Annotated in this window: 11 protein-coding genes; 2 read left to right on the top strand and 9 right to left on the bottom strand. The window is 47.4% G+C overall.

Annotated features, from left to right (window positions below):
• Window positions 1–234 precede the first annotated feature (234 nt).
• The 9 genes from ACQ4MX_RS27160 to leuC form a co-directional block, all read right to left on the bottom strand.
• On the bottom strand, window positions 235–3,909 hold the full coding sequence (locus ACQ4MX_RS27160) for a dynamin family protein (protein ID WP_431088368.1): 3,675 nt from the start codon (window positions 3,907–3,909) through the stop codon (window positions 235–237).
• A 192-nt stretch (window positions 3,910–4,101) separates the two neighbouring features.
• Window positions 4,102–4,647, bottom strand: coding sequence for a glutathione peroxidase (locus tag ACQ4MX_RS27155; protein ID WP_431088367.1), 546 nt, complete (start codon window positions 4,645–4,647; stop codon window positions 4,102–4,104).
• Window positions 4,648–4,809: 162 nt separating this feature from the next.
• Window positions 4,810–5,082, bottom strand: coding sequence for a hypothetical protein (locus ACQ4MX_RS27150; protein WP_014282011.1), 273 nt, complete (start codon window positions 5,080–5,082; stop codon window positions 4,810–4,812).
• Between the two features lie 57 nt (window positions 5,083–5,139).
• Complete coding sequence (gene nth / locus ACQ4MX_RS27145) at window positions 5,140–5,814, bottom strand: endonuclease III (RefSeq protein ID WP_431088366.1); 675 nt, start codon at window positions 5,812–5,814, stop codon at window positions 5,140–5,142.
• Between the two features lie 211 nt (window positions 5,815–6,025).
• On the bottom strand, window positions 6,026–6,676 hold the full coding sequence (locus ACQ4MX_RS27140; RefSeq protein ID WP_431088365.1) for a GerMN domain-containing protein: 651 nt from the start codon (window positions 6,674–6,676) through the stop codon (window positions 6,026–6,028).
• Between the two features lie 45 nt (window positions 6,677–6,721).
• The gene (locus ACQ4MX_RS27135; RefSeq protein ID WP_431088364.1) at window positions 6,722–8,221 is read right to left on the bottom strand and encodes an N-acetylmuramoyl-L-alanine amidase; all 1,500 of its coding nucleotides are present in this window, start codon (window positions 8,219–8,221) and stop codon (window positions 6,722–6,724) included.
• A 317-nt stretch (window positions 8,222–8,538) separates the two neighbouring features.
• Window positions 8,539–10,113 carry an N-acetylmuramoyl-L-alanine amidase gene (locus ACQ4MX_RS27130; protein ID WP_431088362.1) on the bottom strand — a complete coding sequence of 525 codons (1,575 nt, stop codon included), beginning with the start codon at window positions 10,111–10,113 and terminating at the stop codon, window positions 8,539–8,541.
• Window positions 10,114–10,338: 225 nt separating this feature from the next.
• Window positions 10,339–10,941, bottom strand: a complete 603-nt coding sequence (gene leuD / locus ACQ4MX_RS27125; protein ID WP_134913989.1) for a 3-isopropylmalate dehydratase small subunit — start codon at window positions 10,939–10,941, stop codon at window positions 10,339–10,341.
• A 21-nt stretch (window positions 10,942–10,962) separates the two neighbouring features.
• Complete coding sequence (gene leuC / locus ACQ4MX_RS27120) at window positions 10,963–12,387, bottom strand: 3-isopropylmalate dehydratase large subunit (RefSeq protein WP_431091424.1); 1,425 nt, start codon at window positions 12,385–12,387, stop codon at window positions 10,963–10,965.
• Window positions 12,388–12,774: 387 nt separating this feature from the next.
• Between leuC and ACQ4MX_RS27115 the strand changes: the two genes are divergently transcribed.
• Window positions 12,775–13,731 (top strand): copper amine oxidase N-terminal domain-containing protein, encoded by a 957-nt coding sequence (locus ACQ4MX_RS27115; RefSeq protein WP_431088360.1) that lies wholly within the window; start codon window positions 12,775–12,777, stop codon window positions 13,729–13,731.
• Between the two features lie 508 nt (window positions 13,732–14,239).
• Window positions 14,240–15,220, top strand: a complete 981-nt coding sequence (locus ACQ4MX_RS27110; protein ID WP_431088359.1) for an aldo/keto reductase — start codon at window positions 14,240–14,242, stop codon at window positions 15,218–15,220.
• Window positions 15,221–15,249: the final 29 nt, after the last annotated feature.

Raw genomic sequence — 15,249 nt, 5'->3', positions numbered from 1 at the left:
TATATGGCTTAGTGAAGTTTACCATTCGCATTCCAAGGCGGCAAAGAGGATAAAAGGCCGTTTTCAGGCAGGTTCGCAATTGGCGGGTGATTAGGCAAATTAAATCGCTTTCTTATCATTGAATATGGCTGATTGCTCAACATTGCTTTCTTTTTGGAGCATGCGTAAAACACCGGGTTGTCCTGCAACCCGGTGTCCTGATGAAAGCTATGCTTGTGTGCATATTTATATACTTTATCTCAGAGATTCTTCCTTCTCCAAGGCGGCGATCCGGCTAGCAAGCTCTTCCCAAACCTGTGGCTGCTCACCACCCGTAAGTGCATGCTCCATACCACGAATCGTCTCCAACATCTGCTCCCGAAGCAGAGCCGTCTGCCACGTTTGTTCCTCCTGCACCAGCGTAATGTAAAAAGAGGATAGTTGTTCCCGCTGTTGCTCTACAGCTTCCCCGATTCGCTCGCGCAGCACCGGCTCCAGCTTGGTTTGCAGACCCGCGCGACCCGCTCCTTCAAAAAATAGCTTTGGATTTTTAAAGCTGTTCCAATATTCCTTCCAATGGACGGACTCCTGCAAGGAAATTTCGATCAGTTCGGGAACAGCCCACTCTCGGGGTTCAGGAACCGTGCAATCCAGTCCTTCCAGTTGATGGTTCATATCCTCTACGCACCGTTGTACAGCCTTGCGTACCAAGCTTTGTCCCGTTTTTTCCAGCCTGAGCGTGGTTGCCAGCAATTCCTGTGACAGCTCCAGTTCGATCAGGCGCATTAGTTCACGGCCACAGGATGCAAAGGCTGAGCGAAGATCGCCCACGCCTTCCCGCAGGACAGACGGATGAAACGCCTCCGCCATAAACTCTCCAGTCCGATAAGCAAGCCGTTGGCGTACGTGAAACAACAGTTCATCGGTTTCCCCAGACAACACGGCTGCACCGCTGCTGTCAGACAGACTCAAGAGGGTTTGCTCCAGTTCTTCGCGGATATGGGTTAATCGCTCCAACCGCCCTTCGCGTTCCTCCACGCTATACCTGGCATCGACGGCGTGTTGCTCTATCCGGTTCCGCAGCCGCGCCAGCTCCTGCATGGCGGACGCAATGGACAATCCGGCCAGTTCTTCGGCTGCGAATGCTGAAAAATCATTTTCAAACGCATCAAAAAGTGAGGACGCACGCAGCGAAGCCTCTCCCTGCTCGGCTGCTTCCAGCGCCAGCATACTTGACAGCGGATAAATACGCGGCTTACGAATCCCGTTTGCTTGCAGTTGCTCTTGCACATGTTTGGTCACGGATAGTAGCTCTTCTTCGGACGAAGCGAGATCCGCTGCATTGACGATAAAAAAGGTCTGATCCAACGCCAACGTCTCTTTCACCCGACCCAATTGATTCAAAAATTGACGATCTCCCTGGGTAAACGCATGATTATAGTAGGTGACAAATACAAGAGCGTCCGCATGCTTCATATAATTGAAGGTTACGCCTGTGTGGCGCGCATTTACTGAATCCGCTCCGGGCGTATCCACCAGCACGATCCCCTGACGGGTCAAAGGACAGTCATAATAAAGGTCAATATGCTCTACAAAGCATGACTTATGCTCAGAGGCAACAAAGTCCCGATATTGCTCCAGATTTACTTGAAGTTGCTGGCCCAGCAAGCTTTCAGCTTCTGCCCACCCAGCTGCGGCGGCCTTCAAAAAGCTGTAATGGGGCCGTCCGGCAGGGTGAATACCTTCCGGCGACAACGCATGTACGGCATCCTGCCATCCTTCTACACCCGGTTCTCCCAGTCCTAGCAGACGGAACGAGTATTTAAGGTCTTCACGCAAAGCGTCCACGGATTTCATTTGGACGTCAGCGGTGGCATGACGCTCCTGGCTTGCGGGCACCATAATCCGGTTAATCGCCGCTGTCGTCGGATGCGGCGATACGGGCAGCACCGCCTCGCCCAGCAAAGCGTTGGCGAAGCTGGACTTCCCGGCGCTGAACGCTCCGAACAGCGCCAGCGTGAACCGCCCGCCCTCCAGCGCAGCGGCGCGGGCGTGTAAATCCCGTACCACCGCCTGCATGGCAGGGTACGGACTCACTAATGCAGCGGCGGCCTCCAACCGGGACGCTGCTGCATCCAGCCGCGTGCGGCGGCCTCCGGCGGCGGGCTGTGCTACCGCCGTGCCCGCCAGCGGCTGCGCCGATGCGGCCCCTGCGCCAGCGGTGGTGGTACGCGCAGCGCTCACTGTCGCGGGCGAAGCCGCAGCGGCGGTTTCCGCCACGGGCGCAGGCGTTGCCGCGCGAGGCAACGCGCCGGGCACAGCAGCTTGCGGCAGCAGACTGCGCAGCGCGGTGGCGTGCGCAGCCGATGCGCTTAGGCGGGCGCGGTAACGGCCTGCCGCGTCCGCCTGCGCCAGCAGCTCGGTGCGCGCGGATGCGAGAGCCTCGCGGCGTGTCTCAGCCTGCGCAGTCAGTTGCGCCAGCAGGCGGTCTGCCAGCGCCAACGCCTTGTGACGGCAATCTGCCGTGACGGTGCTGCGCAAATCCTTGCAATAGTTCAGTGTATACTCTGGCGACAACGCTGTTTCTTTCACCGTCTGCTCAACCAATTGTCGATCCGTCACAGGACGAATTTTCTCCAGCTCTTGCTCCAGCGCAGCCGACCACAAACCATGCCCGTCCCCCCAGGAACGCAGCAGCTCTCGAACGTGGGGGAGCAACTGACCCTCTACCTGATCAGCCAACATACCAGTCAGTCGTTCCAAACGTACTCCCTTCTCTCGCTCCGTCTTACCTCCAGCGAACCACAGCCCGGTCTTGAAACCCGGCCTGCGGCTCTCCAGATATTCGCCCGCCGCCTCTCGCAGCTCTGCTGGTGTCAAATGTGCATGCTCCAGTAGCTGATCCAGCTCTTGCCGCAGCCGTTTATACTCCTGCTCCGGCAGCATCTGCCAGTGTTCATCCTCTTGCTGCAAGATTTCCAGCTCCGTATCCAGACGCGAAATTGCTTCCTCCCCGCCTGCCTCTTCCAGCAACGTGTTCAGTTCCTCTTCCGCAGCAGCCTGTACAGCCTTCACATGTTGATCCGCCAAATGGCGCATGGAGGAAACCAAACTGTACAACAATAGCTCTGTTTTTCGCTCCAGCAGTGCTTTAATCAGCAATGGTAGCTCTTTCCACTGGTTCCAAGGATGACTTTGCTCTTTCAAGGAGGTGAACAGTATATCCGTGTAATTAACCTGCCATGCATGAAAACTGGCCTCCACCTCACTACGATAACGTGTAAATGAAAGCTCTCGCTCTCGATGCTTATCTATTTGGTTAATAATCAAATATAACGGCTTGCCCCAATCTGACAGGCTTTTGGCAAAGGACAAATTATTTTCCGATTGGACATGGTTATAATCCATCACATAAAAAACAATATCCGCCCAGTGTAAAGCTGAATGTGTCGCCAGCGCATGACCGTGGTCCGTGGAGTCGACACCAGGCGTATCCATCAATACCCCTCCGCCAGCCAACATCGGGACATCCTCCCATACCTGAACCGATTCATAAGCTCCGCCATTTTTACAATATTCAGCCAGCTCGAACAGAGAGGTTTCCAGTATCTCCGGCTCCGGGTTTTCTAATGTTTTGGCCGGATGAATGAGCGCTCTCGAACGTCCGTAACGGATGGACACCACATTAGCGCTCGTAGGAATCGGCCCGGACGGCAGTACTGTTTTGCCGCACAAACTGTTGATTAAACTCGACTTTCCAGCCGAAAAATGTCCACAAAATGCAATGGTCAGTTCCTCTGCTTCCGCCTTTTCCAGCAATTCAGCTACAGCTTTTGCTCCTTCCCCATCCCCAGCTGTGCGCAAAAAATCCCGCAGCCGCTCTATCGTATTCCATTCTTCCCCGGTATCTCCTGTAATCGCTTGCATCATAAGCTACAGTTCCACTCCTTGTCTCTTAGCTGCCTCAAATAGCTTTATTGTAGCATTCCTAAGTCGCTGTGAGAATCATCACAATTAAAAAGTTATAAAAAAAAGGCGTTACCCTCAAGTGCATGACTTTGGGGAAACCGCCTTTTCATCAATCATAAAAATAAGTTCGTTTCATTCTGTCCAAAACGGTCATTATAATAAAGCTTCGATATCCTCTTCCATATCCAGAGGATCAGTCGTCGCTTCAAAGCGTTTGACCACTTTCCCGTTCCGATCAATCAGGAATTTCGTAAAATTCCATTTGATCGAATCTCCCGCCAAGTATTCAGGATGACGCTCGTGAATTAAAGGAATAAGTATTTTGGCAACCGAATGCGTTTCATCAAAGCCCTCAAAGGGCAACGACGAAGCAAGATATGTAAACAACGGGTGAGCCTGCTTGTCACGTACATCCACCTTTTGGAACATCGGGAATGCGACCCCATAATTCAAGGTACAAAATGTATGCACGCTGTCATTGGAATCTGGCTCCTGATCGGCAAACTGATTGCACGGAAAGCCGAGAATTACCAAACCTCTATCCTTATAGTGATCATACAGACGCTGCAAATCCTGATATTGAAATGTAAACCCGCATTGGCTGGCCGTATTTACAATCAACACCACCTTATCTTTAAAATCTCTAAGGGCGATTTCCTTGCCGTTCATTGCAACGGCTGAATAATCATAAATGCTCATTAAGAATAACTCCTCTGAAGATGTAATTGAACATTTCATATTTTAGATATGTGGAATCGTCCATGATAGACTTCAAGGACTGTGCACGCCATGCGCCCCCAGGCTGGTTAGACCAGCCGAGCCGCCTTCGGCGGACCATGCAAGCATGTCCGCTAATTGAACTTAATTGGTTGCCGTCTCAAGCACTGGCAGCAAAATTTCAAATACTTGACCATGCTGCAAAATCGTAATTCCGCGGGATTTGTCCTTCATTACGACTACTTCCGGCTTCTGAGACATACGCTCCAGATAATGCTCGGGTACATCACCAGAATGGCTAACCGTAATTCCTTCAAGCTCACGTTCTTCGTTTTCAGCAAACTCCGATGTTACGATTTGTTCAAAGATATCGGAGAAAGCCTCAAAATTGTCTGTATATACCGAAATGCATTTCATACTCTTCATCCTTTTCTACACTTAAATGGTTAAACCCTCGTAATCTCTGTCGGGTCTTTAAGCTCTACGTTCCTTATCTTTCCTGATCCGGGACGTTTTCATACGTTTCTTGCCTTCCCTGCATACATCGAGCAACGGACATACCTGACATTGAGGATTTTGGGCTTTACAGTGGTAGCGACCGAAAAAAATGATTCTGTGATGGGTCAAGGACCATTCGTCCCTTGGCACCCTTTTCATCAGCTTTTTTTCAACCTCAAGCACTGAATCGTCCCGTCCCGCAAAGCCGAGTCGTTTGGAAACACGCTCTACATGCGTATCTACCGCAATGGCAGGTACATTAAAAGCGGTGGACACAACGACATTAGCCGTCTTGCGCCCAACACCGGGAAGCTTGACCAACTCATCATGCTCAGACGGTATTTCTCCCCCGTACTGGTCTATCAATATACGGCACAGGTTATGAATATGCTTAGCCTTGTTTCGGTACAAGCCGATTCTGCGGATATCCTGCTCCAGCTCTTCAATGGGAACAGCCAAATAATCCTCGGGTTTCTTGTATTTTTGAAACAGGTCTGCCGTTACTTTATTCACCATCTGATCGGAGCATTGAGCGGACAATAACACAGCAATCGTTAATTCAAAAGCATTATCATGGTTCAGCTCACAATGGGCATCCGGAAACATTGTACCGATGGTGTCCAATATATGACGTGCGGTTGCTGCATTCACGGAATCCTACCTCCTACCAAAAAAAACGTCTTGATACGGGATAGCCCGCATCAAGACGGTCACTCTAAATAATCATCCGGAAAGAAACGAATACTATTTGTGCATGACTGCCTGCATAGGCGAGAAATACACTCCTATATTATCATTAACTGTCACAGATTGCACGTGAAAAGTGTGTAATTCCCAAGAATTTTTCATACAATCTGATCTGTTAACGGTTCATCGGATGATCCAGGTCTACATGTCCCATTAAGGATTCCAGGGACTGACCATCTACGAGCAAATCCAGCGTTTTGACTTCCTTGAACTGGAACATCGTTTTCTTCAAAGCGTCGATAGCCAATTCCTCGCCGCCAGCACCCAGACGAGCCTCGTCCGGCAGGGAAATATCAAACGTCAAAGCTCCATTGTCCAATTTGATCTTGTGCACGGAAATTTTGTCGGACCATAACGGTATCAGAGCAGAATCCCCACTTTTTTGCAGAGCTTCAAACGCCTTTTGGAATTTTTCCAGCTCGCTTGGGTAGGTAATTTCCTTTTTCTGTTCCTTCAAGCCTGTCTCTTGTGTATCGGTGTAGTACACCGTAATCTGCTGAGATTGGCGGTCTCCTGTTTTTTCCGTATTCGTCTTGGTGTTTGTAGGCTCCGTTGACGTGGATGCAGGTGTTTGACTCGCTCCGTTACTCTCAGTAGTCTGAGTCGATGAATCAGGGGCCGTTTGTTCTGGCGTGCTATTTTGCGCCGCAGACGTTTTTGCTTCCTGAGATGGAGCCGCAGGAGCGGCTGTCTGCTTGGAGGCGCAACCTGCACCTGCAATAGCAAACATTGCCAGCAGACCTGCGATTACGATTTTCTTGTTCATATGTCCCCCTCCTTGCTTGACGTTGGCAAGCGATTTGTTGAAGATTTATTTTACACCAAGATACTCTGTGATGCCGTCTGCAATCCCTTGAGCTACCCGGTTTTGGAAATCTTCATCAAACAGTGTGGCTTCCTCTTTCGCATTACTGAGATATCCTACCTCAAGCAAAACAGCAGGCATCGTCGTTTCCCGAATGACATGGAAATTGCCATAACGAATGCCCCGGTCTGTCAAACCTGTCGCTGGAGCAAAGTACTTATGCATGACGTTGGCGAACGCTTTGCTTGCACTACGCTGGTAATACGTCTCTGTACCGTTGGAAGCCGAGCTGCCGCTGCTGTTGGCGTGAATGGACACGAATACGTTGGCATTAAGATTTTCAGCCACTTTTACGCGCTGTTTAAGCTCCAAAAACGTATCATCGCTGCGTGTCAACACAATCTCAAGTTTCGGATTCTGCTTCAAAATGCTTTCTACTTTCAGAGCCATAGCCAAGTTGAAGGTCTTTTCGTAATTTTTTCTCGAAATCCCAACGGCTCCGGAATCCTTCGCTCCATGACCGGCATCAATAACAACGACTTTTTTGCCATTGCTGTTAACTGGTGAGGTCTGTGTATCATCCGGCTGTGAACCATCTGGTAAGGTAGAGTCAGGTGTTGTATTAACTGAATCCTTCGATGCCAGATCGACGATTACACGATTCGAGCCGTCATTGTATGCGGTGTAGTTCATGGCATGCTTCAGATCAATCACAACGCGAACCGTTGAAGGTTCCTTTTGGAATAAAGCATAGCGGATACCGGATACATCCGCTTCATCCTGAATATCCAGTGAACCATTCAAGTTGCTGTCCAGTTTTTGCTGATCCCCAAAGTTGTCAGCAAACGCAGTAGCCGGCAAATCCACAACCACCCGATCAGGGGTTGTCATTGTAAATGCTTTTGGCTTCACTGCACCCGTAGTCGTAATGGTTAAGCGGTTTTGACTGAAACTGATCCCTTGCACCTGCATTACACCTGAACTGGCATTATTCGTTGGTACAGTTACACTTCCTGTATCTGTGCTGCTATTCCCGGATTTTGGAGGAGTAAATTCACCGTTTCCCGACCCGCTGCTGCGGGTATATAATTTTACGGACTTGGAGCTACTGTCCCATTTTACGTCCAGTCCCATTTGCTCGCCGATAAAGCGAAGCGGTACAAGGGCATAATTGGAACGCAGCAGAGGCGAAGCATCCAGACTAATGTCGCTTCCATTGACAGTCGCCGTCTTGCTTCCGATTATCATTCGGATCGAGGTACTGTCCTTCTCAATCGTTATGGTTCGCGCCTGCTGCTTCCATGTCACGTCATAACCTAAATTTTCAGAAATTACGCGTAGCGGAACCATTGTATTTCCACTAATTACTTGTGCCTTAGCACCGCTCGGGACACTTAACTGTTGATCGTCGAGATAGATTTGTGTTCCACTCGAAGCCGCATGTCCATAACCCGGAACCGCCCACATGAAGACAAATAATAACAACAAAAAACCAAATTTCTTCATTCGTCACCCTTCCATTCATAATTTTTTTGCCACATGCTCCGGTGCGGCGACCTGATATACGCGCTTATGTAATATCAGACAACCTTTTAGACGTAATTCCACACCATTAGTTGCGAATATATTCCATCATAACAGAAATATACGTGCCAAAGAACTAGTTTTGTCGAATTTTGACTAAAAATATAGTTCATTCGCTTTGCTGCTAAAGTCATTGCCCGATTACAAAAAAAAAGCTGCTTTCTCCCTAAACATAGCTAGGGATGAAAAGCAGCTTTTTGGTGAATTTCATACGATCTAATTTAAAATTTTCAAAATTATCAATTAATAGATTCACTCGTGACATTGCCCGTCACAGTCCCGAGAAATTCCTTTAGACCGCCCACAATCCCTTCCGCAATCCTTTCCTGGGCTTCTTCCGAGAACATGGCCGCTTCATCAGACTGATTACTAAGATAGCCGCATTCCAGCAGCACGGCTGGCATTTGTGCCTTTCTCGTCACGATATGATTCGCCACCTTAATCCCGTTATCCTTAAATCCGGTAGCTGCTACAAGATGCTTATGCATCGTTGTTGCCAGTCCCAGACTTTCCTGACGTGCATAGTAGGTTTCAGAACCGTTGGCTTTTCCTTTATTGGAGGCCAGCATACTGTTTCCATGGATCGAAACAAACACGCTTGCCTGCTGTTCGTTTGCTAGCTGGGGGCGTTCATCCAGCGTAGGATACGTATCTCCATCGCGGGTCATGACTACCTGAATGTCAGGATCGTTTTGCAAAAGCTGCTTGACCTTTAACCCTACAGCCAGTGCAAACTCCTTTTCGTGCCTTCCAGTGATACTGCCTGCTCCAGGGTCCTTGCCACCATGCCCTGGATCAATGACGACAATTTTCCGTCCGCCGCTATTGGTTGGTGTCACAGCCTGATCAACATTGCGTTCACGCAACTGAAGTGTGATTTCACCTGTGCTGTTAGTTGAAAGCTCGTAATCACGTACCTGGTTTAAAGCAATTACAATACGGACGCCGCCCTTTTGTCCATCGGCGGGGGCAAACCTGACTTCCTGCACATCCCCGCTGTCAATATTCGTCAGTACTCGTAATCCATCGCTACGAACCGGAAACTGCTGAGAAAGCTCTGTCGTCAGCGCCGCTTCTGCCAGATCTACAACAATGCGGTCAGGTCCCGTCATTTTGGTCACTTTGGGCGTTACATCTCTGTTCAATGAAATCTGTAATGCTTCATCTTGAAAGGTAATGTTTTGCACCAGTAGCGTATTTGCTTTTAGCTGTTCTGTATCCTGCTGCTTGGATAATGCGAGTACATCCTGTGTAAGCTTGTCTGATCCAGTGAGATTGATAATTGTCGTCGTTGACGTAGACGATTTTGGTGTGCTTGTGTTTTTCACCTGCGTTGGTGACGATTTTTGGGATTGAGGCTGTTTTTCTGTCTGCTGGGCTGTCACTTTCTGACTGAGATTTACGGATTTATTTTTATTATTCCAATCCACCTTCAGCCCCATTTGCTCCCCGACAAAACGCAGTGGAACCATGGTGGAGTTACCACGCAGCACAGGAGGTGCATCCAAATTAACTGTTTTTCCATTTACGTCAGCCGACGTACGGCCCACATACATGGACATATCTGTGCTGTTTTTTTGGATTGAGATTTTATAGGCTTGCGGCTCCCATTTAAATTGGTATCCAAGCTGTTCACCAACGACTCGCAGCGGAACCATCACTTTTCCATTGACCATTTCAGGCTTGGCATCTGCGGGCGCCTCTATCCTTTTTCCATCTAAAAACAAATCTGCTCCAGCCGCATTCACATGAGAAGCGGACGGCCACAACCCAATTAGAATAGCCACCAGTATCAACCAACCATATTTCTTCATCCTCATTCCCCTAACTTAGATATGTATTTTTTGTGCTACTGTAATAGGGATAGTCCTTTAGCCATTTTACATTACCATACCATGCTGAATCGAACCGTCAACCCCTTATTTACCAATTTATCTTATGAAAATGACAAAAGCCCGCAGGCAAAAGAATTGCCAGTACGGGCTTTTTGTCCAACAAACCAGTTCACTTTATCGCTACAAACTCATACAGAGCTGGAATTATGCGCCTTGCTTTGCAGCACGCTTCTGTTCAAAAGCCAGAATTTCCGACTCATGCTGGAGCGTCAGGCCAATGTCATCCAGGCCTTGCAGCAAAAATTGACGGCGGTGCTCATCCAGATCAAAATCAATATGCAGACCATAATCGTCGGTAACTGTTTTTGCGTCCAGGTCTACGTTCAATTGGTAGTTATCATTCTTTGCCGTGCGCTGGAACAAATCCTCTACCTGCTCCTCAGACAGCTTGATCGGCAAAATACCATTTTTAAAACAGTTATTATAGAAGATATCCGCATAAGACGGTGCGATTACGCAACGGAATCCATAATCCATGATCGCCCACGGCGCATGCTCACGTGAGGAGCCACAGCCAAAGTTGGCACGGGAGATCAGAACAGACGCCCCTGCATAGCGAGGCTTGTTCGGTTCAAATTCAGGATTTATATTTCCCGCTTCATCAAAGCGCCACTCGTAAAACAGAAACTGTCCAAACCCTGTGCGCTCAATTCGTTTCAAAAACTGCTTGGGGATAATAGCATCTGTATCTACGTTCACCCGATCCACAGGTGCTACAATCCCTTTTAAAGTTGTGAATGCTTCCATTGTAAATTCCTCCTCCGTATCCTATTGGACTACTGCTTCCTGCTTGAACTTCCAGTCACGCACATCGACAAAATGTCCATGAATCGCCGCAGCGGCTGCCATTGCAGGAGATACGAGGTGAGTCCGTCCTCCGCGTCCCTGACGTCCTTCAAAGTTACGGTTGGAAGTCGACGCACAGCGCTGTCCCGGTTGAAGCACGTCCGGATTCATTGCAAGACACATACTGCATCCCGCTTCACGCCACTCAAAGCCTGCATCCTTGAAAATGACGTCCAATCCTTCTTCCTCGGCCTGAATTTTCACACGACCTGAGCCTGGTACGACGATTGCCGTTACTTTGTCAGATACCTGGTAGCCCTTGGCAACCTCAGCCGCAGCACGCAAGTCTTCAATCCGCCCGTTCGTGCATGAGCCGATAAACACATAATCAATAGCAATATCCGTGATCGGTGTGCCTGGCTTCAAATCCATATATTCAAGTGCTTTTTCAGCAGCTTTGCGTTCATTCTCTGTTGGCAATTCTGCCGGAATCGGTACAGTAGCGGAAATATTTGTACCCATGCCCGGGCTAGTACCCCAGGTTACTTGCGGAATAAGAGAATCTACATCAAACTCCAGCACAACGTCAAACTCAGCGCCTTCATCTGTTACGAGTTCTTTCCACTCGGCAACCGCCTGCTCAAAAGCAGATCCTTGCGCTACATGTTCACGTCCACGCAAGTAGTTGAAGGTTGTTTCGTCCGGTGCGATCATACCGGCTCTGGCTCCGCCTTCAATGGACATGTTGCACACGGTCATGCGCTCTTCCATGCTCAATTCGCGGATAGATTCACCTGTATACTCAATAACATAACCAGTAGCGAAATCCGTGCCGTATTTGGCGATAACGCCCAAAATCATATCCTTCGCTGTCACACCCGGTTTACGGCGTCCTACAAATCGGACTTCCATCGTTTTTGCTTTGGCTTGCTGGAGACATTGGGTTGCCATGACATGCTCTACTTCGCTGGTTCCGATACCAAAAGCGAGCGCTCCGAACGCGCCATGAGTGGAGGTGTGGCTGTCACCACAAACAATGGTTTTACCCGGATGAGTCAGACCAAGCTCCGGCCCCATAACGTGAACAACACCTTGATCAATCGTATCCAGATCATACAAAGTGACACCGAAATCACGGCAATTTTGAGTTAATGTATCAATCTGTTGCTTGGAAATCGGGTCCGTGATATTGTAGCGATCCTTTGTCGGCACATTATGATCCATCGTCGCAAACGTAAGCTCTGGACGACGCACCTTGCGTCCGCTAAGACGAAGCCCCTCAAACGCCTGTGGCGAGGTTACCTCATGAACCAAGTGAAGGTCAATGTACAAAATACTCGGCTTTCCCTCTTCCTGATAGATGACATGGTTATCCCAAATTTTCTCGAACATGGTCTTTTTGCTCATCATAATTCACCCCTGTGTTTTTCGAACCTATTGTAGAGAAGGCTGTACGGCTTTCTCTTGGATGTCAACAATATACCACGGGATGTCTGATTGGTCTAAGATATGATATCTATAGAAGTGATAGGTTAAGGCTATAAGGCGGGTTCAGGCAACATGGGATAGATATTAGGATATATATTGGTATACATACGCCATGAACATTTCCCAACGAGACAGCTTTACTTCACATCTGCTTGTGTTTATTGAGGTAACAACGTGTGTAGATCACAAACAGAACATGTGTTCTGTTCAATAAATTTACAGATAGAAAAATATTCCTAGGTCTGATAGACTACTTGTAAAATGAGGAGTTTGCAAATTCCTAAAATATTAAAAGAGGAGATTATTATGAAGCGCCTTCTTACCTTATTGTTAATTTTTGTTGTCTATTTTGGAACGATTCCAACAATTCATGCAAATCCGTCGAATTATCGTATTTTTTTGGATGGAAAAATTGTGACACTTCAATCTGCCCCTCGCATTGAAAGTAACACCCTTATGGTTCCAGTTGTCCCGTTGTTAAAAAAATTAGGCTATACAGCTGCTGTAGATCCCGATATTCCTGATCGTGTAAAAATAACAAATTCGAATAATTCGATTACCTTTGTAATTGGTGCTAAAAATATGTATATCAACGGAAAAGAAATTCGTATGCCTATTAGCTCTAAATCATACAATGGAGTAACTTACCTTCCTCTGCGCGCAATTTCGCAAGCGCTCGGGAAACCATTTGGCAGTAACCCTACAGAACAGTACGCCTGGATTGGAGTTGCACCGAGTAAAAACCAAAACATTCCACCAGAATTGCAAGGGAAAGATTTTAGAAATGCTGTATGGGGTATGACAGTTCAGCAAATTAAGAGGTCCGAGACACTGCCTCTCGTCAATGCTGTCACTGAATTGGATGATTACGGCATGAGTAATATGTACTATACTTATTTGGACTACAAAGGTGAATACAACGGGTACAAAGCAGTTTACACTTATATCCTATCCGGGAAGAATAAAAACAGCACTAAACTGATTGACGGACAGATTTTATTTCCTGAAAAATTTAGTAACATGCAAAACTATATAGATCGTTTCTTTAAAATTAGTTCTAAAATGCAATCGGCATACGGTGCACCCGTTGAAACGGAGCGACCACGAGGAAGAGATCAGAGTAAATGGGCGGAAGACCTGTCTTTAGGTAATCTCTCATTAACCGATTACTACAATGTCGGTCGAAATTCTTATTATATCCGATTGTACAAAAGTATGAATTCTGAATATCCTCAATTGGATATTTTGGTATCTCAAAGATGATATTAGACTTTTTTCTGAGAATCAGCACGACAGTGTAATTGATTTTATCAAGTACTTCGAATGATCGTTATAGAACTGACTAAACAAAAAGCTCTGCCGACCCATTAAGGTCAGCAGAGCTTTTACTATTTCACTATGAACCTTACTTTTGTTCCATCAGCATACTATCTAACTGACGACTTACCCGTGATCCAGCTCCCTGGTTATTATCACAGTACCTAACATATTTAAAATCACCACAGCTATATTCATCGACAATTCCACTTCCTATTCTTCAATACCCCTTATTTGACAAAAACATTACTCTATACTCGATGATGTTAACCTCTGGGTTCGTAGATCATTTTGTCAACAGATTCAGCCGATTATTGATGCACTGCGTAGTAAAAAAATCGCTTGACTTGGAGTTAACTCCAAATGCAATAATATCGGATGTAAGTAGGTGAAGAGTAATCGGAGTAAACTACATTTGAAGGAAACAATACCTAGGAAAGTGAGGAACAATCAAATGGAATATGTGAAACTTGGAAATACCGGCTTGGATGTATCCCGGCTTTGTCTTGGCTGTATGGGCTTTGGTGTTGCAGAGCGATGGATTCATCCATGGATACTCGATGAAGAGCGCAGTCGTCCAATTATAAAAAAGGCCCTGGAGCTTGGTATCAATTTTTTTGATACTGCGAATGTATATTCAGACGGAACAAGCGAGGAAATTGTTGGACGGGCTTTAAAGGATTATGCGAATCGAGATGAAATTGTCCTCGCAACGAAGGTTCATTTCCGTATGCATCAAGGTCCCAACGGTGCGGGACTTTCCCGAAAGGCAATCATGAGTGAAGTAGATAAAAGCCTTAAGAGACTGGGAACAGATTATGTGGATTTGTACCAAATTCACCGCTGGGATTATAATACTCCCATCGAAGAGACGATGGAAGCATTACATGATGTGGTGAAGGCCGGGAAGGCAAGATATATTGGTGCTTCTGCCATGTACGCATGGCAGTTTCTGAAGGCGTTACATGTAGCTGAGAAAAATGGATGGACCCGGTTTGTATCGATGCAGAATCATTTAAACCTCTTATATCGTGAAGAGGAGCGGGAGATGCTGCCGCTTTGTAAGGAAGAAAAAATCGGTGTGGTTCCATACAGCCCTCTTGCAGGAGGAAGATTGACGCGTGATGCGCAGGAAACAACACATCGTTCCGAAACCGATCAAGTTGCGAAATCTAAATATGATGCGACTGCACATACCGATCAATTGATCGTGGATCAGGTTGCGGCAATCGCAGAACAACGTGGAGTTCCCCGTGTCCAAATCGCACTTGCCTGGTTGCTGCAGAAAGAACCGGTAACAGCACCCATTATCGGTGCTACGAAAACGTCTCATCTCGAAGATGCGGTAGCTGCGCTCTCGATTACGTTAACACCTGAAGAAATTGCGTTGCTGGAAGATCCGTATGTTCCTCATCCGGTAATTGGCGCTCAGTAAATTTTGATGCGATGACCGTTTTGATATAA

It is taken from the genome of Paenibacillus sp. 8b26 (assembly GCF_050626875.1).
Lineage (GTDB): Bacteria > Bacillota > Bacilli > Paenibacillales > Paenibacillaceae > Paenibacillus.
Note: the sequence above shows the minus strand (reverse complement) of the source record. Positions and strands in the feature narration are given on the sequence as shown.

Bases quoted from the DNA above. Each gene is read 5' to 3' on its own strand.
- ACQ4MX_RS27115 (WP_431088360.1), top strand. From the start codon at position 12,775: ATGAAGCGCCTTCTTACCTTATTGTTAATTTTTGTTGTCTATTTTGGA.
- leuD (WP_134913989.1), bottom strand. From the start codon at position 10,941: ATGGAAGCATTCACAACTTTAAAAGGGATTGTAGCACCTGTGGATCGG.
- leuC (WP_431091424.1), bottom strand. From the start codon at position 12,387: ATGAGCAAAAAGACCATGTTCGAGAAAATTTGGGATAACCATGTCATC.
- ACQ4MX_RS27130 (WP_431088362.1), bottom strand. From the start codon at position 10,113: ATGAAGAAATATGGTTGGTTGATACTGGTGGCTATTCTAATTGGGTTG.
- ACQ4MX_RS27140 (WP_431088365.1), bottom strand. From the start codon at position 6,676: ATGAACAAGAAAATCGTAATCGCAGGTCTGCTGGCAATGTTTGCTATT.
- ACQ4MX_RS27110 (WP_431088359.1), top strand. From the start codon at position 14,240: ATGGAATATGTGAAACTTGGAAATACCGGCTTGGATGTATCCCGGCTT.
- ACQ4MX_RS27135 (WP_431088364.1), bottom strand. From the start codon at position 8,221: ATGAAGAAATTTGGTTTTTTGTTGTTATTATTTGTCTTCATGTGGGCG.
- ACQ4MX_RS27155 (WP_431088367.1), bottom strand. From the start codon at position 4,647: ATGAGCATTTATGATTATTCAGCCGTTGCAATGAACGGCAAGGAAATC.
- ACQ4MX_RS27150 (WP_014282011.1), bottom strand. From the start codon at position 5,082: ATGAAATGCATTTCGGTATATACAGACAATTTTGAGGCTTTCTCCGAT.
- ACQ4MX_RS27160 (WP_431088368.1), bottom strand. From the start codon at position 3,909: ATGATGCAAGCGATTACAGGAGATACCGGGGAAGAATGGAATACGATA.